The following is a 21,398-nucleotide window of genomic DNA, read 5'->3' as shown; positions in this document are numbered from 1 at the left end:
GTCAGCAGGTGGCTCGGATGCTCAGGGAGCGGTGACGGGGGCGCTCGGGGTGCTCGCGCCCGAGTCGGGCGTGGCCGGGGTCGTGGGCGCGGCCGGGTCGGTCGACCCTGTCGCCCCGCCGGGAGCGGCCGGGGTGGCCGGCGTCGCGGGGGTCGTCGCGGACGGTGTCCCGGTGGAGGTCGCTTGACCAGCCGTGGACCCGGCGGGCGCAGTCGCCGTGCCGGTCGGAGTCGCGGGTGCGGTGGGCGTCGTGTCGAGCGCGCCGCCGTCGGTGGAGGTGCCGTCGCGCGCGGTGTCACCCGAGGTGCCGGCCGGGCTGTTGACCACGGCGCCCGCGCTGGTGCGGCCTCCGAGGTCCGTGCCGGTGACCTGGGCGCCGGTGGCGAGCTGGAGGCCGGTGAGGAAGGCCGCGGCGATGGCGAAGACGGCACCGGTCGTGACGAGGACCCGTCGCGTGGTCACCCGATCGGGACGGCGCCACCACGTCTCCCGCACGACCTCGACGTCCACGCCGTCCGGTCCGCGGCGCGAGCGGACGAGCACGACGGCCTCCCTGGCGCGGGCCATCGAGTTCGTGTAGAGGCTGGCTGCGATCGCCGAGATGATGCTCAGCACCGCGGCGCCGGCGATGGTGCCGACGACGCCGAGGCGCGAACCGAGGGCGGCAGCCGTGGCAGCGGCCATCGAGCCGCCGAGCAGCTGGGTCAGGGAGAGGTCGAGCAGCTTCGCTCCGGGCCGTGCGTCGGGCTCCGCGTCTGGCACGGAGCCGGGTCGGGTGTCGGGCTGGTCGTCGGTCAGCGGTTGCGTCATGGTCCTGGGGTCGGTTGCGATCGTCATCTCCCATGCACGACGAACGACGGCCCCGGATCGTTGACGGGATCGGCGAGGTGTGACTCGGGTCACCTCGCGCCGGCGGTCTGGCGGCCGGTGCCGATTCGGGCGATCGGGCCCGACGGTGACAGACTCGGGGCGATCACTGGAGGACCATGGACGCCACCGCCCTGCACGACCGCGAGCTCGCGGACCGCCGAGACCCCGACGGTGCGGAACACCACGGGGGAGCCGTCGCCGAGGAGGCGGCCCGACGCCGCACCTTCGCCGTCATCTCGCACCCCGACGCCGGCAAGTCGACCCTGACCGAGGCGCTCGCGCTGCACGCGCGCGCCATCGGCGAGGCTGGCGCGGTGCACGGCAAGGGCAACCGGCGCGGCGTCGTCTCCGACTGGATGGAGATGGAGAAGGACCGAGGCATCTCGATCACCTCCGCCGTGCTCCAGTTCGCCTACGACGGCACGGTCATCAACCTGCTCGACACCCCCGGTCACGCGGACTTCTCCGAGGACACCTACCGGGTGCTCGCAGCCGTCGACGCCGCCGTCATGCTCGTCGACGCCGCCAAGGGCATCGAGCCCCAGACGTTCAAGCTCTTCGAGGTCTGCCGGGCGCGTGGCGTGCCCGTCATCACGGTCGTCAACAAGTGGGACCGGCCCGGTCTGGACGCGCTCGCGATCATGGACGAGCTGACGAACCGGATCGACCTGCACCCGATGCCGCTCACCTGGCCGGTCGGCGTCGCGGGCGACTTCCACGGCGTGCTCGACTGCGCGACGGGCGACTTCGTCCAGTTCACGCGTACGCCCGGCGGCGCCACCGAGGCCATCACGACGCGGATGCCCGCCGAGGAGGCCGAGCAGCTGCTGGGCTCGGTCTGGACCGACGCGGTCGAGGAGTACGACCTGCTCCGCTCCTCGGGCCACGACCTCGACCTCGAGCTGTTCCTCTCGGGCGCGGCCTCGCCCGTGCTCTTCGGCTCGGCCGTCCTCAACTTCGGCGTACGCCAGCTGCTCGACACCCTCGTGACGCTCGCCCCCGCCCCGGGGGCCCGACCCGACCGCTCCGGCGACCCCCGGGCGGTGTCGGCTCCCTTCTCGGGCTTCGTCTTCAAGATCCAGGCGGGCATGGACAAGGCGCACCGCGACCGGCTCGCGTTCGTCCGGGTGTGCTCGGGCCGCTTCACGCGCGGGATGGTCGTGACGCATGCCGACACGGGCCGTCCCTTCGCGACGAAGTACGCGCAGAGCGTCTTCGGCCGCGACCGGTCGACGCTCGACGAGGCCTTCCCGGGCGACGTCATCGGCCTCGTCAACGCCAACGCCCTCCGGGTCGGCGACACCCTGTTCGCCGACGAGAAGGTCGCCTTCCCCCGCATCCCGCTCTTCGCTCCGGAGCACTTCGCCGTCGCCCGCGCGGCGGTCACCGGCAAGCAGAAGCAGTTCCGCAAGGGCATCGAGCAGCTGGGCGAGGAGGGCGTCGTCCAGGTGCTGCACTCCGACCGGCGCGGTGCGCAGGCGCCGGTGCTCGCGGCCGTCGGTCCGATGCAGTTCGACGTCGCCAAGCACCGGATGGAGCACGAGTTCGGCTCGCCGATCCGCCTCGAGCCCCTCGGCTACTCCGTGGCGCGTGCCGTCACGGCGGCCGCGATGCCGATCGTCGACAGCCGGCCCGGGGCCGAGTCGCTGACGCGCGAGGACGGGTTGCACGTCGCCGTCTTCGCCGACAAGTGGCGCCTCGCGTCCGTCGAGAAGGACCTGCCGGCCGGCTCACTCACCCCGATCTTCGGCTGACGTCGTGAGCCGGCGCTTCGAGGAGATCGACTGGCAGCAGACGCCGATGGGCGAGATCAGCCTCCGTCGCCGGCTCGAGCCGTCGCTGCTCGTCGACGTCTACGAGGTGAAGCTCGGCGAGGAGTTCCTCATGTCGAGCCTCTTCACGGTCGCGGAGGTCGAGCTGGCCCGCCTCGGGCTCGCCGCCGTGGGGGAGGGGGGTGGCGACGACGAGAGCCTCGACGTCGTCGTCGGCGGGCTCGGTCTCGGCTACACGGCCCTGGCGGCGCTCGAGGACGCCCGGGTGCGTTCCCTGACCGTCGTCGAGGCGCTCGGACCCGTCATCTCGTGGCACGAGCGGCAGCTGCTCCCCGACACCGCGTCCCTCATCGACGACCCGAGGACCTCGCTGCTCGAGGGCGACTTCTTCGCCCTGGCGCGTCAGGGCCAGGGCTTCGGGGACGCGCCGACCCTGCTGCATGCCGTGCTGCTCGACGTGGACCACACGCCCCACCACGTGCTCCACCCCAGCCACGCGGACCTCTACACCCGGGACGGCCTCTCGCGTCTGGCGGCGACGCTGCACCCCGGTGGGGTCTTCGCGCTGTGGTCCGACGACCCGCCCGACGACGCCTTCACGGCCCTGCTGGCAGAGGTCTTCGCCGACGTCGCCGCGCACGAGGTGTCCTTCGCGAACCCCCTCACGGGAGGCACCTCGTCCAACAGCGTCTACGTGGCGACCAGTGCGGTCGAGCGCCAGACCACCGGTTGAGCCACATCTGCTCCCACACCAGCCGAAGTCGTCCTAACGTATGGGCTAGGACACCGACGTCCCAGGAGGTTCGATGAGCGTCACGGTCTCGGTCAACGGCGCCGTCACGACTGCCCGGCTCGCGGGCGAGATCGACACGTACACCGTGCCGGACGTGCGGGCAGCGTTCGAGGAGATCGCCGTGACACAGGGCGCCGCGGTGGTCGTCGACCTGCGCGCCGTCACCTTCCTCGACTCCTCGGGTCTCGGGGCGATCATCGGGCTCTACCACCGCGTCGTGGCGGCGGACGCCCGCCTCCAGCTCGTCTGCGGCGACATCACCCTGCGGCTCGTCAGGCTGATGCACCTCGACCAGGTCCTCGACGTCGTCGAGGCACCCGACGTCGACGTCGCGCCCGTCGAGGTTGCTCCCGCCGAGACAGCGGACGGCGTGGATCCGGACCGGGTCGACGCGGACCGATCCTGACCTGACGGTCCGCCCTCCCGGGACCCGGTCGGCTCAGGACGCCAGTCTCAGGTGCACGCCGATGCGTGTACGCGTGGGGCGGGCCTCGATGGTCAACCGATCGCTCAGCCGCTGCGCGATCCACAGCCCGCGGCCGCTCGTCGACTCGTCGTCGAGCGCGAGGACCTCCGGCACCGACCCAGTGCCGTCGTCGTCCTCGACCGTGAAGACGAGCGAGTCAGCCGTCTCGTCGATGAGGAGGACGCCGTGACCGCCGCCGTGGACGATGCTGTTGACCGCGATCTCGTGCACGGCCAGCACGGCGTTGTCGGCCCGGTCCGGGATGCGTTCGCCCGCGATCGCCCGCACGATCTCACGCACGCGACGCAGGTCGTCAGGGCCGAACTCGACACGACGGAGCTCGCGTCCCCTGGCCACCCCTTGACCCCTCACCTCTGCATGCTCCCACTTCTGCGGCATCTGTGGTTGCCCAAGCCCTTCGGCTGTCAGGATGACCCCATGAACGCGCCATGGCAGAGCCCGGCGGCGAGCCGTGCGTCGGTCGCCCCGAGGCTGGCGGCGTTGGCGGGCATCGCGGCCCAGGTCGCGGCTGCCACGACGCTGGAGGAGCTCACCGAGACCATCACCGAGCGTGCGTCGTCCGTCGTGGGCGCCTCGCGCGCCGTCCTGGCGGTCCAGGACGGCCCGACGCGTCTGCGCACCATCGCCACCCACGGCCTCACCGCGTCCGAGGCCCGGCAGTGGGCCAGCCTCGAGCTCGACGCCCGATCGCCGCTCACCGACGCCGTCCGGACCACCCAGATCGTGTCGGTCACGGGCCGGGCCGAGCTCCTCGAGCGCTACCCGGAGCTCGATGACGGCGCGGAGCGGTCGTCGGTGACGCTGCCGCTCATCTCCCGAGCCGACGGCTCGCCCATCGGGGCCGTGGGTTTCCGCTTCGACGGGCTCGTCGGACCGGTCGACCCGGATCTGGTGTGGGTGCTGGGCGTGCTGGCGGACATGTGCGCGCAGACGATGCTTCGCCTTCGCGCCGAGGCGCAGAGCGCGACCCGAGCGGCCCAGCTGGAGTTCCTGGCCGATGCTTCGCAGGCGCTCGCCACCACCCTCGACTACCGGCAGACGCTGCGCCAGGTCGCCTCGCTCGCCGTGCCGACGCACGCGGACTGGTGCTCGGTCCAGATGGTCGACGACGGTGTCCTGCGGACCCTCGCCGTCGCGCACGTCGACCCCGACAAGGTGCAGCTCGCCAAGGAGCTCGAGACCCGATGGCCCTCCGACCCCGAGCGGCCGGGAGGGGCGGCCCAGGTGGCGCGCACCGGGAAGAGCCTGCTCATCGACAACGTCACCGACGAGATGCTCGTCGCCGCGGCCCGCGACGAGGAGCACCTCCGGGTGGCGCGGGAGCTCGGACTGCGAAGCGCCATGACGGTGCCGCTCATGGCCAAGGACCGGGTGCTCGGGGTGCTGACCTTCGTGGCGGCCGAGTCCGGTCGTCGCTACACGCGCGACGACGTCGCCTTCGCCGAGGACCTGGCCCGACGGGCCGGTCTGGCCATCGACAACGCCGACCTCTACTCCCAGACGCGCCGTGTCGCGTCCGTGCTCCAGGCGACGCTGCTGCCCCAGGACCTGCCCGAGATCCCCGGTTGGCAGATCGGGACGGTCTACCGACAGGCGGGGCGCACCGACGTGGGTGGTGACTACTACGACGTCAGCGGGCTCGACGGCGGCCGGGTCACGGTGGTCCTCGGCGATGTCATGGGCCGTGGCGTCGACGCGGCTGTCGCGGGCTCGAAGATGCGTTCTGCTGCAAGGGTGCTGGCGACCCAGGATCCGGAGCCGGAGGCGCTCGCCGGTGCGATGGACCGCTTCATGGCGACCGAGCCGCCGACCCAGATGGCGTCGTCCGTCTACCTGCTCTTCGAGCCGGAGCGGGACGACCTCGCCGTCGTCGTCGCCGGGCACCCGCCGCCGCTGCTCGTCCAGGGCGGTCGCACCCGGTTCGTCAGCGAGGACGGCTCGCCGGTCCACGGCCTCGGTGAGGTCCCCCGAGCCTCGGCCCGGGTGCCCTTCGCCGTCGGGGACCTGCTCCTGCTCTACACCGACGGCCTCGTCGAGCGCCGCGGAGAAAGCATCGACATCGGGCTCAAGCGCCTGCAGGCTGCCGCCGAGGAGCTGCTCACCGGCGCCGACGACGACACCGACCTCGACGAGGTCCTCGACGAGCTGACGGAGGCGGTCTCCGACCCGGACCGGCACGACGACGTTGCCGTCCTGGCGTTTCGCCGCGTCATCTGAGCGGACCGGCGGTCCGCGTCGGCGCCGGGGGAGTGGCCGGTTCGAGATGCCGGCCCCCGGGAGTGGCTCGCCGGTGGGCGCGGACGCAGCGGACGGCATACGCCCCTATGCTGGTGCGCGGATGAGTCGGCCAGACGGTCGCGTCAGGGCCTCGGCCCTGCCGAGGAACGTCCGGGCTCCACAGGGCAGGGTGGTGGCCAACAGCCACCCGGGGTGACCCGCGGGACAGTGCCACAGAGAACAGACCGCCGGCCGCTTCGGCGGCCGGTAAGGGTGAAACGGTGGTGTAAGAGACCACCAGCGCTCCAGGTGACTGGAGCGGCTCGGTAAACCCCACCCGGAGCAAGTCCAGACAGCGTATGCATGGCGCCCTCGGGCGCCGAGGAGACCGGCCCGGTCGAGTGCGCGGGTAGGACGCTCGAGCCGGCCAGCAATGGTCGGCCTAGATGGATGGCCGTCGCCACGTCACCGGTAACGGGGACGCGGAACAGAACCCGGCGTATCGGCCGACTCATCCACTTACAGGCCTCTGACCTGCGGTGATGTGTTTGGTCATCCCCGGAAGTCCGCAACAAGTCCGCAGAATTTCGGAGGACTCCGTCGACAGCGGCCCAGTGCGCTCGTCCTTGTCGGGCCAGAGGTGGCTGTAGGTGTCGAGCGTCTCGCTGGCGCTGGCCTGGCCCAGACGGGCCTGAACGGTCTTGACCGACTCTCCGTGACGGATGAGCAGCGAGGCGTAGTAGTTCCTCAGCTCGTGGAGGCGGATGGCTGGGACGCCGGCCTGCTTGAGGGCTCGGTTCCATCCCGTCCCGAAGGCTGACCGGCGCAGTGGGGCGCCGACGTTGTTCGTGAAGACGAGGGTGGTCGAGGGGTAGGCCTCGAGGTGCGCCCGGAGGGCATTGGCGACGACCGTCGGCAACGGGACGACTCGGACGCTGGCCTGCGACATGGGTGGGGTCAGCACCGTCATCGGACGCGATGTGCTGTCGGCTGACGGCGTGCGAGCGGGACGCGTCAGCGAGCTGCGGTGCCTCGGCGCTCCTCATGACGAGCGACAGGAGCCGATGCGTGTCGTCCTCGTCCTCTACACGCCACATCCGGCCGGTTCCGCGCTCGGCTACTCCGTCCACCAGGACCAGGGACCCGCCCTGGTGCGACGTCTCGTTCGTCTGTGGCAGCGTCACGACCGCGCGGTCGGGGTCGATCAGGTTCGAGGGCTCGACGCGGTCAGCGGTGAGCTGCGAATGAGCGCGTCGGCTCGACATCGGCATCCGCACGACCTCTGAGCCGGCAGGACGTCGGCGCGCCCGAGCTCACCGCGCCGGAGCACGTAGGTGTGAAGCCGGAGCCCGGCCGAGGTGCGTGGCGTCCCTTGCCGCTCAGGCGGAGCCGGCCCTGTGCTTTCAGACCGGCTCCGCCATCCTGAACCTGCCACCGGGCACCCGGAGCCGAAAGCCATCTGTCGAACGTTCACACGACCGTCACGGTCGGGTCGGGCACGCGAACGTTTTGCGGCTGTGACCGCGGGTACCTGTCTGGCATGCAGACTCCCTCTCCCGACGTTGCGCCTGAAGTCCTGCCCCGAGCCGAAGGGGGCACGGCATGAGTCTGGGCCGGGCAGCCGCCGGGCCGCTCGCCGGCACGATGGACGCGCTCGTCCTGGTCCGCCACGGTGAGAGCGTCGGCAACGTCGCCGATGCCCGGGCCCGGGAGGCCGGTGCGGGCCATCTCGACCTCGATACCCGAGACCCCGACACGCCGCTCTCCGAGCGCGGCGAACGACAGGCCACGGTGCTGGCGCAGCACGTCGCCGCGACCGAGACGCGCCGCCCCGACGTCGTGCTCAGCTCGCCGTACCTCCGGGCGGCCAGCACGGCACGCATCGTCGCCCAGGCCATCGGGATGGAGCCGACCTGGGACGAACGGCTGCGCGAGCGTGACCTCGGGGTCTTCGACGGGCTCACCGGCGCGGGGATCCGGTCGAGCCATCCCGAGGAGGCCGAGCGACGGTCCCGGCTCGGCAAGTTCTACTACCGTCCGCCCGGCGGCGAGAGCTGGACCGACGTCGCCCTCCGGGTGCGTCACCTCCTCCTTGACCTTGCCCTGACGCAGGCAGGCCGCAGTGTCTGGGTCTTCACCCACCAGGCCGTCATCATGAGCTTCCGCCTCGCCCTCGAGGGCCTCGACGAGACGACGCTGCTCGACCTGGACCGGTCGCAACCTCTCGCCAACTGCTCCCTGACCCGCTACCGGGGGCGCTCGGGCGGAGGTCTGGAGCTGGAGTCCTTCGCCGACGTCGGCCATCTCGAGGACGCTGCCGTCGAGGAGACCCACGAGCCGACCGCCACCGAACCGACGGCTGCCCCGGAGAGGAGGCGGGCCGGTGGCTGAGGAACATCCCGTCCGGGTGGATGACGGGCTCCTGCGAGGCTGGCGGCTGCCGGATCCCGGAGGTGACAAGTCCGAACGCGGCACGGTGCTGGTCGTGGGCGGGGCTCGGCAGACGCCGGGGGCTGTGCTGCTCGCTGCCGAGGCCGCACTGCGCGTCGGCGCCGGCAAGGTGCAGGTGGCCACCGCCGCCGACAGCGCCACGACCCTGGCCGTGGCGCTTCCCGAGTCCTTCGTCGTGGGGCTGCCGGTGCTGCATGACGGCGAGCTGGCCGTCGCCGGGGCCGACCGGGTGCTCGAGCTGGCGTCCGACGCCGACGTGGTCCTTCTGGGCCCAGGTCTGGGACATCCGCAGAGTGCGAATCTCTTTGCGGCGCAGATCATTCCCTACCTCGACACCCAGCTCGTCCTCGACGCCCTGGGCACGGCGTACCTCACAGGTCGGCTCGACGGCATACGTCATCTGACAGGCAGGGCGCTGCTCACCCCGAACGTCACGGAGCTGGCGGCCCTTCTGGACCGACCCGAGGAGGCCGTGTCGGACGACCTGCTCGGAGCGGTCCGCGCGGTGGCCGACGGCACCGACGCAGTCGTCCTCGGCGGGGGAGAGATCTCGTACGTCGCGCGTCCGCGGGGCGAGTCGTGGTCCTGCGACTCGGGGCCCTCCGGACTGGCGACGGCAGGGTCGGGCGACGTCAAGGCCGGCGTGGCCGCCGGGCTGCTCGCCAGGGGGGCGACACCCGAGCAGGCGGCGGTCTGGGTGGCGTGGCTGCACGGGCGCGCCGGCGAGACGCTGGAGGGCGAACGGCCGGGCTTCCTGGCGCGAGACGTGGTCGGCGCCGTGCCGACGGTGCTGCAGCGCTTCGAGACCGGTTAGCGAGCGCACGGTGGGATCGGGTGGCCGCCGGGGGTGCGGGTATGCCGGGAGGGCTCGTCCTACGGCCGGCCGTGCGGGGTGACGTCCAGGGCGCCCGTGTCGATCACGTCGAGGGCGAGGTCGTGCAGCTTCCGGTTCGTGTTCTGGCTGGTGATCCGCAGCAGGTCGAACGCCTGGTCACGTGCCAGCGTGTGCTGGGCGACGAGAACACCGACTTCTTCGGCGCCTGGGCACCCGGTGCCGTGGCCAACGCGGACCTCTCGTTCCAGTCCCAGCTGGAAGCCGTCAAGAGCCCTGAACGCCTGCGGGGCCACGACGGTCAGGCACGCTCGCCCGACCCCGGCGAATCACCGGATACCGTTGTCGTGCCGATCTTCTCGCCGATCGCGAGGTGCCCGCCGAGGTAGGCCGACACACCGGAGACCGAGAGGCCGGCCAGGCCCAACGCCACTCCCGCGGACCGGCGCCGCGGCCGCACCGCCCACGAGACGGCATACAACCCCAACGAGGCGACGTTGAGGGCCGCGTGGACGGCCGCTACGCGACGGGGACGCTCGGTCAGTGATGCGTACTCCGCGAGGCCGGTCAGGGCAGCGGCCGGCGCGGAGATGAGGCCAGCCCCGACGAGTCGGCGGGCCGCGTCTCGGCTCCGGGACCTCCCACGAGGTCGAGCAACGTCGCCGAGCTGAAGAAGCCGATGGGCAGGTCGGTCAGGAACGGGTGGGCGGCATGCCCCACGACCTCACCTGTCACCAGGCTCCTCCACGTGTCACGCCCTCGGGCTGCTGCGGCCACCGGTTGCAGGAGCCGAGCGACGCCGTCGAGCGACGGCCGTCCCTCGACGATCCTCTCGACGAGCGCCGTCGCCGTGGTGGTGTGCGGGCCCATGACGTTCTCGGTGTCTTCCATGAACCACACGTACCCGGGACCCGAGAACGTGACGCTGAGGCGTGGCTCCTCACGGGATGGGTACGGGCCGGGTCCGAGACCGAGGAGGAACCGCCATGACCGACACCGACCCTACGACGGAGGCAGGGACGCACCGGGAGGGACGGCACCCCTCGCCGTCGTGACCGGGACCTCGAGCGGCATCGGCCTGCACCTGGCCGGCCGCAGAGAATCTGGTGTCGGGCGACGACACGGGCCGGCGCCGCATCGTCCCCGTGCGAGCCGACCTGGCCACCGCGGAGGGAGTCGAGACCCGCGTGACGCAGGTGCGGTCCCTCGGTCGTCCCGTCGACGTCCTCGCGCTCATCGCCGGTGTCGGCGTGGCAGGACCGTTCGTGGACACCCCTCTGGACGACGACCTCCGTCGCGGCCACCATGCCAGGCCCCTGGTACGCGACGTATGCCCTATCCAAGGCCTTTGCCCTCCTTCGCCTAAGCCGTCCGCCATGAGCTGCGCGACACCGGCGTCACGGTCACGGCCCTCATGCCCGGTCCGACGGACACGCACTTCTTCGCCCGGGCGGGCTTGCTATCGGCGCGTGCCCTCGAGGAACAGGGCGACTGACTTGTCAATGCGCCGCTGCCGGGTGTCGGACGACTTCGCCGCGTTGAAGGTGTCCACGTGGTAGTGCTGGAGGCTGTTGGACAGGGCGTCGAAGAACTGACGTGATCCTTCGTTAGCGTCCAGGGCGGCCGCGAAGTCGGTGGGCACCTCGACAGTACGGGGAGAACTGGCGACGGTGAGCGTCACTCGGATCGCGTCCTCACCGGCCAGTCCGGCTGCCGGTGTTGTGGCCGCTCGCGGTCAATGTGGTCTCGAACGTGGAGGTGCTAGGCGTAGGAGAGCTCACGACTTCTCCTCCAAGATGGTCGGGACGAGGGGCATGTGGCTCCGTACCCGGCTCAGCCGCTCTGGGACATCACGGTAGAGGCGTCGCTGTCACCAACGAGAGCCGCCGAGTCGGCAGTTTGGCAGGCCGCACCGCCATCGGGCCTCTGGACGATCTCAATCGATCTCTCGCTGTCGGCCGGGCCCGCAACAGGCCGGTGCGTTACGTCGGGTGCTCAATGGGAAGGGGACTGGCACGACCCCGACACCACTGGAGCAGACACATGCGAGCAGTCACCTGGCAAGGCAAGAAGGACGTCCGCGTCGAAGAGGTGCCGGATCCACGGATCCAGGAGCCGACTGACGCGATCGTGCGCATGACCACCACCAACATCTGTGGATCTGATCTGCACCTCTACGAGCCGCTGGCAGCGTTCATGACGCCGGGCGACATCATCGGTCACGAGCCCATGGGGATCGTCGAGGAGGTGGGCGGCGCGACCGGGGACTTGAAAGTGGGCGACCGCGTCGCCATCCCGTTCCAGATGTCGTGTGGGCACTGTTGGATGTGCTCCGCGCAGCTCTACACCCAGTGCGAGACCACTCAGGTCCGTGAGCAGGGCACCGGAGCCGCGCTGTTCGGCTACACGAAGCTCTACGGTCAGGTCCCCGGCGCGCAGGCTGAGTACCTGCGCGTGCCGCAGGCTCAGTTCACCCACATCAAGCTGCCCGAGGGACCGCCGGACGACCGCTTCGCCTACCTCTCCGACATCTTGCCCACCGCCTGGCAGGCGGTGGAGTATGCCGCGGTTCCCGACGGTGGCACGGTGGTGGTCCTGGGCCTGGGCCCTGTCGGTGATTTCGCCTGTCGCATCGCTGTGCACAAGGGATACCGCGTCATCGGCGTCGACCTGGTGGTGGACCGCTTGGCCCGGGTGGCGGCGCGCGGGGTCGAGGTGGTCGACCTGGAGCACCACGGTGACGATCTCGGCGACGTCATCCGGGACCTCACGCAGGGCCGTGGCCCCGACGCGGTCATCGATGCCGTGGGCATGGAAGCTCACGGCTCACCTGCGACCAAGGCCGTTCAGAAGGCCGCCGGTCTCCTCCCACGCTTCATCGCTGCCCCTATCCAGCAGGTGGCGGGGGTGGATCGGCTCGGAGCGCTCTATTCGGCGATCGACATCGTCCGCCGTGGCGGCACCATCTCACTGAGTGGCGTCTATGGGGGAGCAGCGGACCCCATGCCGATGCTGACGCTCTTCGACAAGCAGATCCAGCTCCGTATGGGCCAGTGCAACGTCAAGCGGTGGGTCGACGAGATCATGCCGCTGCTCTCGGACGACGACCCGCTCGGCGTGGACGACTTTGCAACCCATCGCCTACCGCTCGAGGAAGCACCAGACGCCTACAGGGCGTTCCAGGAGAAGCGGGACGGGTACATCAAGGTGCAGCTGAAGCCCTGAGTCGTGAGGCGCGGACAGTGAGCCTCGCCCGAACGACGGGCGAGGCTCACTGTCATGGATGCCAGCTGTACGCGATCGTCACCCAGCGGCGAGCACGGGACACTGCGCTTGCCGGCCCACGAGGGCAGCAAGGCTGGCGCCGGGGCTGGCACTCAGCCGGCTTGAAGCGTTGCCCTCACCGCATCCTCGAGCTCGCGCGGTGGCTTGCAGCGTCTGGAGCACCGAACGGCAGGCTCCAGACCGACGAGCTGGATGGCCCACTCGGTTCCGGACATGATCGGCTCGGCCGTGACCGTCACCTCACCGTCGCAGCCGTCGGTCGGGCAAGGGATCGTGATCTCTTCCATCTTTGGACCATAGAGGTCCCGGCCGATCGGAGGGATTGGCCGAACTGCGCCATCAGGGGTATGCCGCGGCAGCGGCCTCGGCAGTGCGGGATGCTGCTCGGGACTCCGGGGTTGAGCATCTGATCGCAATCATTCGTCCGGACCATCTCGCCTCTTAACGAGTGGCACTCAAGATCGGCCTCTCGCTCGAACGCGAGGTGGAAAAGAATGGTGGCCCGGCGCTGATCGTCGGCGGCGACCTGTCCTGATCTGCGCCGGTGCCTCACTGGGCGAACGTCCTCCGGGCCACATATGGGTGCGACGGACGGAGCGGCATCGGCCGACTCATCCACTTTCAAGCCTCTGACCGGCCTCGGTCGGGCGCCTCGCTCCAGGACGAGCAGGCGGGCTTCCTCGGGCGTGACGTGGTCCGCGCCGTGACGGCCGTGCTCGACCGCTTCGAGCGTCGGCAGGGATGACGAAGTGCCGGTTGGCGAAGGGCATGGCTCCCTTCCCACGGTGAGGTGACGGAATCGGGTCGCCCTGGGCGGCCTACGGGTGGCCGTGGGGCGTCACGTCGACAGCGCCGGTGTCGATGACGTCGAGGGCCACGTCGTGCAGCTTGCGGTTCGTGTTCTGACTGGCGATGCGCAGCAGGTCGAAGGCTTGGTCGCGGGTCAGCCTGTGCTGAGCGACGAGGACGCCCACGGCAGTCCCGATGTCCCGGTTCGAGTTCAGGGCTCGCTCAAGGTTCGCAACTCTGTCGCGTAGGTGCGCCGCCGTGACGGCTTGTGCTCCGTGGGTGGTGAGCAGGAGCCCCTCGGCGAGATCGTGGTCGTCGAATGCATCTGGCTCATCGGCATAGAAGTTGAGCCCCGCGACAATCCCGGCCATTTCGAGGTTCATCCGGAAGGACAGCATGCTGCGGAGACCCAGCTCGGAGGACACGCGCCGACCGTAGGCAGGCCACCGTTCGTCCGTCGCGAGGTCTCGAGGCTGGTAGATGGTGTGCTCGACGATGGCGTCCACGCACGGTCCCGAGTTGAGCTCGTACTGGATTGCGTCCGCTTGTCTCGCCACATCGTCGGATGCGGCAGCCGTGACGAACCGGTCATGGCTGAGCGTGGTGATGCTCACGGCTCGCGCTCCGGACACCCGCTCGGCCGCGAGTCGGGTCAGTGCGGCAAAGGCGTTCTTGGCGTCGGTTCGGCCGAGCTGTTGTCCAAGGCGTTCGAAGTCCTCGGCCACGGCGCGCAGGTGCTGGGGGAGGTTCTGGTCGGTGGTGGTGTCACTCATGAGTAGCTCCGGTCCCGACCGCGTTGAGCGCGAGCGAGAGACGTAGGGACGGGATCGCCGGAGAGCCACTGACGACAGTGGCCACCGGGATCGAACGGCAGCTGCCGAACCAAGACGTCTATACCCATCAGCGTGCGAGAACTACGCCGGGACCTCCAGGCCTGACCCGTGAAGCCCGGCGACAACCTCTATGGGTCTGACCGATTCCTCTCACGTCGGGGCTGGACTTCTCGACCTCTTCGGTGCCGGGGCGGCGGAGAGGCGGCCAGTCCCGACCCTCTCGTGCCGTGTTCGTGCCCGCGATGATGGGACGAGGCATGACGCCCACCCATGCCTTCGGCGGGCACGACACGGGTGGCGGACACATTGGCGGGCGCCACGGGGAAGTGCGACGGCCATGGGTACGTCGACTGCCTGACGGACACGTGATCCTCGACGTCGACGGCACACTCGTCGACAGCAACTACCACCACGCGCTCGCATGGACACGGGCGTTCGCGCACGTCGAGCTGTTCCCGCCTGTGTGGCGGATCCACCGTGCGGTGGGAATGGGGGGCGACAAGCTCGTCGCACACGTTGCCGGTGCCGAAGCAGAGCAGCGGCTCGGTGACGCGTTGCGTGATCGGTGGACACAGGAGTTCGACAGGCTCATCGGGGAGGTCCGGCCCTTCGATGGGACGCGCGCGCTCCTCGAGGCGGTGAAGAATCGCGGCCACCATCTCGTCTTGGTCAGCTCTGGACAGCGGCAGCACGTCGAGACGCTCCTGCGTCTTTTTGACGGCCAGTCCCTGGCGGACGCATGGACGACCGCGGACGACGCCGACGAGAGCAAGCCGGCCGCCGACCTGCTGCAGGTGGCACTGTCGAGGGTCGGCGGTTCGGCCGGACTCATGGTCGGTGACGCCACCTGGGATGCTCAGGCTGCGCAATCCGCGGGCATGCCGTCGGTCGGCCTTCTCACGGGTGGCTTCAGTGAGGCTGAGCTGCTCGATGCCGGAGCGGCCCACGTATTCGAGGGTCCGGCGCAGCTGGCGCAGGCCGTCGCGGATGGGCTGATCGAGCGCCTCCCGTCCCAGTCTGCCCAAGACCTCTGATCAGGCGGGTCGCCGACTCAGGCCTCCAACGCGGGGTGAGCGACCGCCGAAAATGGCTGGGGTGCGCAAACAGCTCTAGGTCTAGCAGGCATGGCCCGGGATCGCCTTTGCACAGTCCGGACGGCTCGTCTACGCCGTCATCCTCCAACGCATGTTCATGGCCCAGCGGCCCCCGGAGCGTTCGGGATCCTTTGTGCCCCCGTCGTTCTCGCGACAGCGCGAGGTCGCTCGCATGACGCGCCAGACGTCGAATCCCTGCCCGGCGGTACTGCCGGTGAACCGCCTGACATACCCGTTCCAGACCAGTTCGCACCCACGTGTCCGAACGTGCTTGGGAGGCCTTGGGCTGGGTATCCGGTGACTAGCAACACCGGCTCGACCGGGCAGCTCGAGCAAGGGGCCTGCCCAGTCGCGCGACCATGGAAGGAAACCAGACCCATGACTGAACGACCGTACGAGACGACCGTGCCGGACGACCTGACCGTCGGCACCACGTCGCCCTCCACCGCTGATGGCGGCCCACACTCCGGCGCGACGTCAGCGTCCGGGGGCTTCACCGGCGGAGACACGAGTGTCAAGACCGAGGCCAAGTCCGTGGCCGCAGACGCTGCGGACAGCAGCCGTCACGTCGCCGACACAGCGGCATCGGGCGCCAAGGACGTCGCATCGGAGGCGGCCACACAGCTGCGCCAGCTCTTCACCCAGCTTCGCGGTGAGCTCGACGACCAGGCCTCCGTGCAGGGTGAGCGAGCGGCGAGTGGGCTGCGTTCCCTCGCGGACGAGCTGCGGGAGATGGCCTCGAGTTCCTCGCAGAAGGGCGTGGCGGGGGAGGCGGCCGGGCAAGCCGCGGACCGTGCTGCGTCGGCCGCCGACTGGCTCGAGAACCGCCAGCCGGGTGACATGTTGGAGGAGTTGCGTTCCCTGGCGCGTCGGCGACCTGGCGCCTTCCTGCTCGGTGCCGCTGTCCTTGGAGTCGTTGGCGGACGTCTGACGCGGGGACTCACCGCCGAGAGCGGTGGCGGATCCGGCACCGAGACCCCGACGCGGTCGACCACTGGCGCGAGCCCCGGGACTCCGCGGCTCTCGTCTGGCGTGTCCTCGACGGCGGCGGCCTCGCTTTCCGAATCGCCAGTGCGGCGCGAGCCCTACACCGTTGGTGTACGCGACAGCGACACGCACGCGGTGACCTCGGCGACGGGGGGCGTGACGTCCGACCCGCTCGACGAGAGCTACACCGAAGGCCAGAGCGGGGTGCGCTGATGAGCACGTGGCCGGAAGGCGGCTCGGGGAGGGATGCGGGCCCGTCCGGCGCGTCCGCAGCTGCCCCGTACGCCGGCGCGGACCCATCGGTGACCACGACGGACCCGTCGTTCACCAGTGCCCCCGGCGACACCGCATACGCGACCTCCGGCGCCGCCTACGAGAGCTCGCACGAGAAGGCCGAGCACGCCTCCATCGGCGAGCTCGTGGCTGACATCAGCCAAGGGCTCAGCACGCTCCTCCGCCAGGAGGTGGAGTTGGCCAAGGCCGAGGTGCGTGAGTCCACCTCGCGAGCAGGCAAGGCCGCCGGCATGTTCGGTGGCGCTGCCATCTCCGGCTGGATGGCGCTCCTCTTCCTGTCGCTGGCCGTGTGGGAGTGGCTCTCGAGGGCCCTCGACGACCGAGGCTGGGCTGCGGTCATCGTCATGGCCGTGTGGGCCGTCCTCGGCGCGGTTCTCGCGGCGATGGGCAGGCGCACGACCAAGGAGATCCAAGGACTACCGCGCACGACGGAGACCGCCAAGCGGGTGCCGGACGCGCTGAAGGGAAACGAGGAACGATGAGCACGAACTACCCGACCAACAACGACCCGGACGCGATCCGGGCGGACATCGAGCGCACGCGGGAGAACCTGAGCCGCGACGTCAACGCTCTGGGTGAGTCCGTCAGCCCGGGACAGGTCGCCCACCGCCAGGCCGAGAAGGTCAAGGGAAGTGCCGCGGCCCTGCGAGAGCGGGTCATGGGGACCGCGACCGACGCCGGGGACAGGACTTCGGGTCTGGCCCACGGTGTCGGTGAGGCAGCGAGCGATGCTGGCAATACCGTGCAGCGCAAGGCGCGGGGCAACCCCCTCGCAGCCGGGGTCATTGCGCTCGGCGCCGGATGGCTCCTGGGGTCCCTGCTCCCGGCGTCCGAGAAGGAGCGCCGCCTCTCTGAGACGGTCAAGGAGAAGGCCGAGCCCGTGGTGCAGCAGGCACAGGCGGTGGCCAAGGACGTGGCGAGCGAGTCGGCAGAGCACCTCAAGCAGCCGGCACAGGACGCCGTGCAGTCGGTCAAGGAGACGGCTCAATCGGCCGCCCAGGACGTCAAGGACGAGGGCGCGCACGCCGCCGCCGACGTGCGGGAGAGCGCCTCCGAGTCCGCCGACGCCGTCAAGAACCCACCGCAGGGGTGATCTCCAGAACTGTCAGCGTGCAGGGGGCGGCCGTGACCATCGGTCGCCCCCTGCACCTGTGCAGCAAGGCCAGCGGCGGCTCCGGCTCGCCCACGCACGGACCCCTTGGACCGACGGGGCGTAGTCGACGTCGGTTCGGTGGGTCAGGACCGTGTGCTCGTGTGACGACCTAGTCGGTGTCGTGACCGAGAGTGTGCGCGGGTTGATCGGCCGCCGACTGCGACGACCAGCTCTCGAACTGCTGGCCGCAGGAAGCGCACGTGTAGACGGCGAAGTCGTTGTCCGCGTCGTGGTACGGGACTGCCGTGGATGAACGGCTCGCGCCACAGAAGGAGCACGTAGGCGAATGTGCTTGCTCTGTTGGATCAGTCATGCGCATCCGTGGTCATCAACGTCGGACAAGAACGTCTCTGACCTCTCCGTTTCTGTGTGATCTGCGTGTACGCCTACTGGTCTGCCGGCGATTGCGCGCCCGGTCCGGTTGCTGACGGGCTACCCACATGTGAACGTTGGGAGCCGACTGTGGCCGGCGTGCAGGCTCGTCGCCTGCGGCCTTCCCGTGTCGACCTTCAAGGGGCGGGGACCGCAATTCGGTAGATCTCATGCTGGGGGCCGAGCCACCCCCTTACTGTGTCGCGGATCCGTGGACGTCGGCGGCCACTGGAGCCACACCCTGGCCCTGTGCGGCCGTCTGGGCGGAGGGACCGCTGCGGCGGACTCTCAGCTCCGCGAGCAACGCACGCTCACGCCGCCTGAGAGCGGCCTCGCGGCTTACTTGGCCCGGAAGGGGGTGCGGCCCAGCGTGATGCGCCTGATCCCGGAGCCGGTCCTCAACGCGGGCCAGCTCGGCTACAAGCTCCCGAATGCTGAGTTCATTCACGGGGCGGTACTCGTCAGAAACCACATGGGCTCGATACCCGATCTCACCATCGTCAAACACTCTGGCCCGAGGTCGTGCGAAGCGCAGCCGAGCCAGTGCCCCACGCGCGGGACCGTGGGTAGTTCTCGGTGCTCCCACGTCGACATCACCTCGAGGCCGCACGTCTCGCCGAGGTCCGGCAGGACCTGGTGAGCCTTGCGATCGCTCTTCTGCCGGAGGGCTACGAGCGCACTCGAACGTACCCAGCGTCCTCCAGAAATGCTGCGGCGGCCGGTAGCCGCCTGGTTTCCGTTGCGGCGCCAGGCGGTCACGATCGCGACTGGTGCGGGTTTGGATGGGCGGCCGATGGGCACGTGACGCACAGGTGCGCGTGAGGCGCGCCGCGGGTGATGACGTCGAGGACGCAGGAGGTGACGGACGGCGATGGAGCCGATACCCGAAACGGATGAAGCCCTGTCGGAGCTGGAACGGTTCGGAGACAGTGACCTTCGTGGGGACCTGGCGGAGGTGGCCGCGACGGCCAAGGAGAAGATCCCGACGCTGGTCGGTCTGAGTCTGACACTGGTGGCCGAGCAGCTCGTACTGACGTATGTCGCCACGGGTCTGGAGGTCGCCGTGATGGACGCGGTTCAGTACGTCGACGGGGGGCCATGCGTCGAGGCGGTCGTCGACGACGAGATCGTGGGGACCGATGTCGAAGACCTCCTCGACGAGGGGCGCTGGCAGCTTTTCGCTCAGGCGACCGCGGCGGCAGGTGTCCGCAGCACCCTGTCAATCCCCTTCGGGGAGGAGGGGATAGTGACGGGAGGTGTCAATCTCTATGGCGGCCACGCCTCATCCTTCCGAGGACAGGAGAGTGAGCTCGCGAGGCTTTTTGGCGGTTGGGCTCCGGGCGTCGTGTCCAACGCCGACCTTTCGTTCTCGACCCGACTCGAAGCAGTCCGGAGTCCGGAGAGGCTGAAGGGCCAGGCGTACGTCGACCAGGCCGTGGGCCTGCTCGTCAGTTCGCGCGGGATCGAGGCCCACGTCGCAGAGGAACGTCTGTACCGGGCTGCCGCGCAGGCGGGTACGAGCGTGGTGGCACTGGCTCGGGCGATCGTCAGTGCGTTCACCGGTGAGGCATGAGCCACGACGGCGGCCCGTCCGCATCACGACCGGCGCTCCGCAGGTGATGAGCCTGCACCGGCAGGGCCCCCTTGGTATTGCATTGCTGGAGTAGGTCTGGAGCCGCGACATCGATGGGGGCGACGGCGCCGCCGCCCTCCCCATCGACCAGAGCGAGGAAGCGAAGGATCATGAACCTCCCGCCGTACGCGGGCACGTGCCCAAAGCTCGCTCGAAACGGGGATACCGCGGCACGGTCATACGACTCCCCGTGAGGCCTCGCCCCGCACTGAGTATCTGCCGAGTAAAATCCAGTGCAATGACGGACACGTTGGTCTGAACCGCCACGCCTGACGGTCTGGGTCGATGACGGCACCTTCAAGGCGCGAGGGAAGCCATGGCCGTCAAAGACGACTCCGGTGATCTGTATGTCCATTTTTCCCGAGTTGAACACCGCTCGCGACCGCGCGATGCCCCCGCAAGACAACCTTGTGAGGGGCGTTAAGTCGCTGCACATGTCTCCGGACACGGCCCGCACCAATCCGACGAGCGAGCGTCTGACACTCTGCGCCGTGCTCACTGACGGGCTCCAGGCATCTCCTGTTGCACAGCACGCCTCGATCCGTCTCGTCCAGCGCGGTGGCGTGAGCAGCCTGCTGTTGGCGACGACCGAGCAGGCGCGCTGCCTCGCTCATCTCGAAGAACGCGTGGGTGAAGGCCCTAGCGTGTCCGCATTGCGCGGGAAGTGCGGGACGGCCCTCTTGCGGTCGGCAGACGAGCGCCCCCATCCGTGGGCTCGGCTCGCCGAGGAGCTTCCCGGAAGTGGGTTGGCATCAGTGCTGGCTTCTCGGCTCGTGTGGGACGGCCGACCGGTGGGAGTCCTCACGCTGAGCTTCGAGGAGGCTACTGGTCCCTCGGACCGACAGATTGACATGGCGCGGGGTGTTGCCGTGCACATCGGAGCCACCATTGCGATGGCGCAGAAGGTGGCTCAACTCGAAACGGCCATGGTGACCCGCCAGGAGATCGGGCAAGCGATCGGGATCCTCATGGAGCGCTACCAGATGACTCCTGAAGCGGCATTTGCCTACCTTCGACGGCTCTCGCAGGACGGCAACATCAAGTTGCACGACGTCGCCGAGGTCCTGCGCGTCGCCGGGCGACTCCCCGGGGAGTGCGAGGGGCGTCGCGAGCAGCCTGCGGGTGCGGACCAACCGGAAACCAAGGCGCCGGGGGGAAACTGACGCGTTGTCAGCCGGCCCGACAGATCGTCACGCGGCGTGGCTACATGTTGAGCACGTGCAGTCCTCACATGAGCACGAGTCACACGTGCAGTCCGCAGGGCAGTTGTCGCAATCGCAGGGACTGCTGGGTTCGGTCTCGATGGGGACCGGGGGAATCTGGCCGCTCATGGACTCTCCTCAAAGGGGGACTTCTCCGACGTTCGCTCAGGTTGGGTCAGGAGACAACCGCGTCGATGGCCTTCTTCATCGCGCTGGGCTGCTCGGGACGGCGCGGTGCCTTCTTCCGGGCAGCGAGCAGCTCCTCGCCGAGCTCCTGCAGCTGCTTGCGCCCGAGGCCCTCGCGGACCTTCGGGAACCAGTCCTGCTCCTCCTC

General features: G+C 69.7%; 22 protein-coding genes and 1 other RNA gene. 14 read left to right on the top strand and 9 right to left on the bottom strand.

From position 1 onward, the window contains the following. Positions 1 to 21 precede the first annotated feature (21 nt). Complete coding sequence (locus AB4Y83_RS15140) at positions 22 to 810, bottom strand: hypothetical protein (RefSeq protein WP_442297379.1); 789 nt, start codon at positions 808 to 810, stop codon at positions 22 to 24. A gap of 176 nt (positions 811 to 986) precedes the next feature. On the opposite strand from AB4Y83_RS15140, the gene AB4Y83_RS15135 reads away from it, so the two are divergent. From AB4Y83_RS15135 to AB4Y83_RS15125, 3 genes are all read left to right on the top strand, one after another. Then, positions 987 to 2,624, top strand: coding sequence for a peptide chain release factor 3 (locus AB4Y83_RS15135; protein WP_442274641.1), 1,638 nt, complete (start codon positions 987 to 989; stop codon positions 2,622 to 2,624). 4 nt (positions 2,625 to 2,628) lie between these two features. Then, on the top strand, positions 2,629 to 3,375 hold the full coding sequence (locus tag AB4Y83_RS15130) for a spermidine synthase (RefSeq protein ID WP_442274640.1): 747 nt from the start codon (positions 2,629 to 2,631) through the stop codon (positions 3,373 to 3,375). Between the two features lie 73 nt (positions 3,376 to 3,448). Next, positions 3,449 to 3,841 carry an STAS domain-containing protein gene (locus AB4Y83_RS15125; RefSeq protein ID WP_442274639.1) on the top strand — a complete coding sequence of 131 codons (393 nt, stop codon included), beginning with the start codon at positions 3,449 to 3,451 and terminating at the stop codon, positions 3,839 to 3,841. A gap of 33 nt (positions 3,842 to 3,874) precedes the next feature. Here AB4Y83_RS15125 and AB4Y83_RS15120 read toward each other — a convergent pair whose 3' ends face one another. Next, complete coding sequence (locus AB4Y83_RS15120; protein ID WP_442274638.1) at positions 3,875 to 4,258, bottom strand: ATP-binding protein; 384 nt, start codon at positions 4,256 to 4,258, stop codon at positions 3,875 to 3,877. A gap of 81 nt (positions 4,259 to 4,339) precedes the next feature. On the opposite strand from AB4Y83_RS15120, the gene AB4Y83_RS15115 reads away from it, so the two are divergent. Then, positions 4,340 to 6,139 (top strand): PP2C family protein-serine/threonine phosphatase, encoded by a 1,800-nt coding sequence (locus tag AB4Y83_RS15115; RefSeq protein WP_442274637.1) that lies wholly within the window; start codon positions 4,340 to 4,342, stop codon positions 6,137 to 6,139. 122 nt (positions 6,140 to 6,261) lie between these two features. Next, an RNA gene (gene rnpB, locus AB4Y83_RS15110) (RNase P RNA component class A) lies at positions 6,262 to 6,657 on the top strand. Here the strand turns inward: rnpB and AB4Y83_RS15105 are convergent. Then, entirely contained in the window at positions 6,651 to 7,088 is a 438-nt protein-coding gene (locus AB4Y83_RS15105; RefSeq protein WP_442274636.1) for a tyrosine-type recombinase/integrase, read from the bottom strand. The genes rnpB and AB4Y83_RS15105 overlap by 7 nt on opposite strands. Positions 7,089 to 7,741: 653 nt before the next feature. Between AB4Y83_RS15105 and AB4Y83_RS15100 the strand changes: the two genes are divergently transcribed. Continuing rightward, a complete protein-coding gene (locus tag AB4Y83_RS15100; protein ID WP_442274635.1) occupies positions 7,742 to 8,530 on the top strand; it encodes a histidine phosphatase family protein in 789 nt (262 codons plus the stop codon). A gap of 16 nt (positions 8,531 to 8,546) precedes the next feature. Then, a complete protein-coding gene (locus AB4Y83_RS15095; protein ID WP_442297378.1) occupies positions 8,547 to 9,404 on the top strand; it encodes an NAD(P)H-hydrate dehydratase in 858 nt (285 codons plus the stop codon). A 59-nt stretch (positions 9,405 to 9,463) separates the two neighbouring features. Here AB4Y83_RS15095 and AB4Y83_RS15090 read toward each other — a convergent pair whose 3' ends face one another. From AB4Y83_RS15090 to AB4Y83_RS15075, 4 genes are all read right to left on the bottom strand, one after another. Continuing rightward, positions 9,464 to 9,718, bottom strand: a complete 255-nt coding sequence (locus AB4Y83_RS15090; protein ID WP_442274633.1) for an ANTAR domain-containing protein — start codon at positions 9,716 to 9,718, stop codon at positions 9,464 to 9,466. 5 nt (positions 9,719 to 9,723) lie between these two features. Next, positions 9,724 to 10,014 (bottom strand): DUF2231 domain-containing protein, encoded by a 291-nt coding sequence (locus tag AB4Y83_RS15085; protein ID WP_442274874.1) that lies wholly within the window; start codon positions 10,012 to 10,014, stop codon positions 9,724 to 9,726. After that, the gene (locus AB4Y83_RS15080; protein ID WP_442274632.1) at positions 9,990 to 10,313 is read right to left on the bottom strand and encodes a hypothetical protein; all 324 of its coding nucleotides are present in this window, start codon (positions 10,311 to 10,313) and stop codon (positions 9,990 to 9,992) included. The genes AB4Y83_RS15085 and AB4Y83_RS15080 overlap by 25 nt, the downstream gene beginning before the upstream one ends. A 568-nt stretch (positions 10,314 to 10,881) precedes the next feature. Then, complete coding sequence (locus tag AB4Y83_RS15075) at positions 10,882 to 11,103, bottom strand: YdeI/OmpD-associated family protein (protein ID WP_442297377.1); 222 nt, start codon at positions 11,101 to 11,103, stop codon at positions 10,882 to 10,884. A gap of 362 nt (positions 11,104 to 11,465) precedes the next feature. On the opposite strand from AB4Y83_RS15075, the gene AB4Y83_RS15070 reads away from it, so the two are divergent. Then, positions 11,466 to 12,647 carry a zinc-dependent alcohol dehydrogenase gene (locus tag AB4Y83_RS15070; protein WP_442274630.1) on the top strand — a complete coding sequence of 394 codons (1,182 nt, stop codon included), beginning with the start codon at positions 11,466 to 11,468 and terminating at the stop codon, positions 12,645 to 12,647. 152 nt (positions 12,648 to 12,799) lie between these two features. Here the strand turns inward: AB4Y83_RS15070 and AB4Y83_RS15065 are convergent, their stop codons facing one another. Continuing rightward, the gene (locus tag AB4Y83_RS15065; protein WP_442274629.1) at positions 12,800 to 12,994 is read right to left on the bottom strand and encodes a hypothetical protein; all 195 of its coding nucleotides are present in this window, start codon (positions 12,992 to 12,994) and stop codon (positions 12,800 to 12,802) included. Between the two features lie 531 nt (positions 12,995 to 13,525). Further along, positions 13,526 to 14,269 (bottom strand): ANTAR domain-containing protein, encoded by a 744-nt coding sequence (locus tag AB4Y83_RS15060; RefSeq protein WP_442274628.1) that lies wholly within the window; start codon positions 14,267 to 14,269, stop codon positions 13,526 to 13,528. A gap of 425 nt (positions 14,270 to 14,694) precedes the next feature. On the opposite strand from AB4Y83_RS15060, the gene AB4Y83_RS15055 reads away from it, so the two are divergent. The 6 genes from AB4Y83_RS15055 to AB4Y83_RS15030 all read left to right on the top strand — a co-directional run bounded on the left by AB4Y83_RS15055 (position 14,695) and on the right by AB4Y83_RS15030 (position 21,025). Next, on the top strand, positions 14,695 to 15,363 hold the full coding sequence (locus tag AB4Y83_RS15055) for an HAD family hydrolase (protein ID WP_442274627.1): 669 nt from the start codon (positions 14,695 to 14,697) through the stop codon (positions 15,361 to 15,363). A gap of 438 nt (positions 15,364 to 15,801) precedes the next feature. Continuing rightward, positions 15,802 to 16,623 (top strand): hypothetical protein, encoded by an 822-nt coding sequence (locus AB4Y83_RS15050; protein ID WP_442297376.1) that lies wholly within the window; start codon positions 15,802 to 15,804, stop codon positions 16,621 to 16,623. Next, positions 16,623 to 17,186 carry a phage holin family protein gene (locus AB4Y83_RS15045; protein ID WP_442297375.1) on the top strand — a complete coding sequence of 188 codons (564 nt, stop codon included), beginning with the start codon at positions 16,623 to 16,625 and terminating at the stop codon, positions 17,184 to 17,186. The genes AB4Y83_RS15050 and AB4Y83_RS15045 overlap by 1 nt, the downstream gene beginning before the upstream one ends. Then, on the top strand, positions 17,183 to 17,797 hold the full coding sequence (locus AB4Y83_RS15040) for a DUF3618 domain-containing protein (protein ID WP_442274624.1): 615 nt from the start codon (positions 17,183 to 17,185) through the stop codon (positions 17,795 to 17,797). The genes AB4Y83_RS15045 and AB4Y83_RS15040 overlap by 4 nt, the downstream gene beginning before the upstream one ends. A 1,303-nt stretch (positions 17,798 to 19,100) precedes the next feature. Next, positions 19,101 to 19,802, top strand: coding sequence for an ANTAR domain-containing protein (locus AB4Y83_RS15035; RefSeq protein WP_442274623.1), 702 nt, complete (start codon positions 19,101 to 19,103; stop codon positions 19,800 to 19,802). Between the two features lie 407 nt (positions 19,803 to 20,209). Then, entirely contained in the window at positions 20,210 to 21,025 is an 816-nt protein-coding gene (locus AB4Y83_RS15030) for a GAF and ANTAR domain-containing protein (protein ID WP_442274622.1), read from the top strand. The last annotated feature ends 373 nt before the right edge of the window (positions 21,026 to 21,398 follow it).

The sequence above is a fragment of the Terrabacter sp. RAF57 genome (assembly GCF_052113925.1).
Classification (GTDB): domain Bacteria; phylum Actinomycetota; class Actinomycetes; order Actinomycetales; family Dermatophilaceae; genus Terrabacter.
Note: the sequence above shows the minus strand (reverse complement) of the source record. Positions and strands in the feature narration are given on the sequence as shown.

Excerpts from the sequence above, each read along its gene's own strand:
- AB4Y83_RS15140 (WP_442297379.1), bottom strand. The coding sequence starts at position 810 with ATGACGCAACCGCTGACCGACGACCAGCCCGACACCCGACCCGGCTCC.
- AB4Y83_RS15135 (WP_442274641.1), top strand. The coding sequence starts at position 987 with ATGGACGCCACCGCCCTGCACGACCGCGAGCTCGCGGACCGCCGAGAC.
- AB4Y83_RS15125 (WP_442274639.1), top strand. The coding sequence starts at position 3,449 with ATGAGCGTCACGGTCTCGGTCAACGGCGCCGTCACGACTGCCCGGCTC.
- AB4Y83_RS15115 (WP_442274637.1), top strand. The coding sequence starts at position 4,340 with ATGAACGCGCCATGGCAGAGCCCGGCGGCGAGCCGTGCGTCGGTCGCC.
- AB4Y83_RS15105 (WP_442274636.1), bottom strand. The coding sequence starts at position 7,088 with ATGTCGCAGGCCAGCGTCCGAGTCGTCCCGTTGCCGACGGTCGTCGCC.
- AB4Y83_RS15100 (WP_442274635.1), top strand. The coding sequence starts at position 7,742 with ATGAGTCTGGGCCGGGCAGCCGCCGGGCCGCTCGCCGGCACGATGGAC.
- AB4Y83_RS15080 (WP_442274632.1), bottom strand. The coding sequence starts at position 10,313 with ATGGAAGACACCGAGAACGTCATGGGCCCGCACACCACCACGGCGACG.
- AB4Y83_RS15070 (WP_442274630.1), top strand. The coding sequence starts at position 11,466 with ATGCGAGCAGTCACCTGGCAAGGCAAGAAGGACGTCCGCGTCGAAGAG.
- AB4Y83_RS15065 (WP_442274629.1), bottom strand. The coding sequence starts at position 12,994 with ATGGAAGAGATCACGATCCCTTGCCCGACCGACGGCTGCGACGGTGAG.
- AB4Y83_RS15060 (WP_442274628.1), bottom strand. The coding sequence starts at position 14,269 with ATGAGTGACACCACCACCGACCAGAACCTCCCCCAGCACCTGCGCGCC.
- AB4Y83_RS15050 (WP_442297376.1), top strand. The coding sequence starts at position 15,802 with ATGACTGAACGACCGTACGAGACGACCGTGCCGGACGACCTGACCGTC.
- AB4Y83_RS15045 (WP_442297375.1), top strand. The coding sequence starts at position 16,623 with ATGAGCACGTGGCCGGAAGGCGGCTCGGGGAGGGATGCGGGCCCGTCC.
- AB4Y83_RS15040 (WP_442274624.1), top strand. The coding sequence starts at position 17,183 with ATGAGCACGAACTACCCGACCAACAACGACCCGGACGCGATCCGGGCG.
- AB4Y83_RS15035 (WP_442274623.1), top strand. The coding sequence starts at position 19,101 with ATGGAGCCGATACCCGAAACGGATGAAGCCCTGTCGGAGCTGGAACGG.
- AB4Y83_RS15030 (WP_442274622.1), top strand. The coding sequence starts at position 20,210 with ATGTCCATTTTTCCCGAGTTGAACACCGCTCGCGACCGCGCGATGCCC.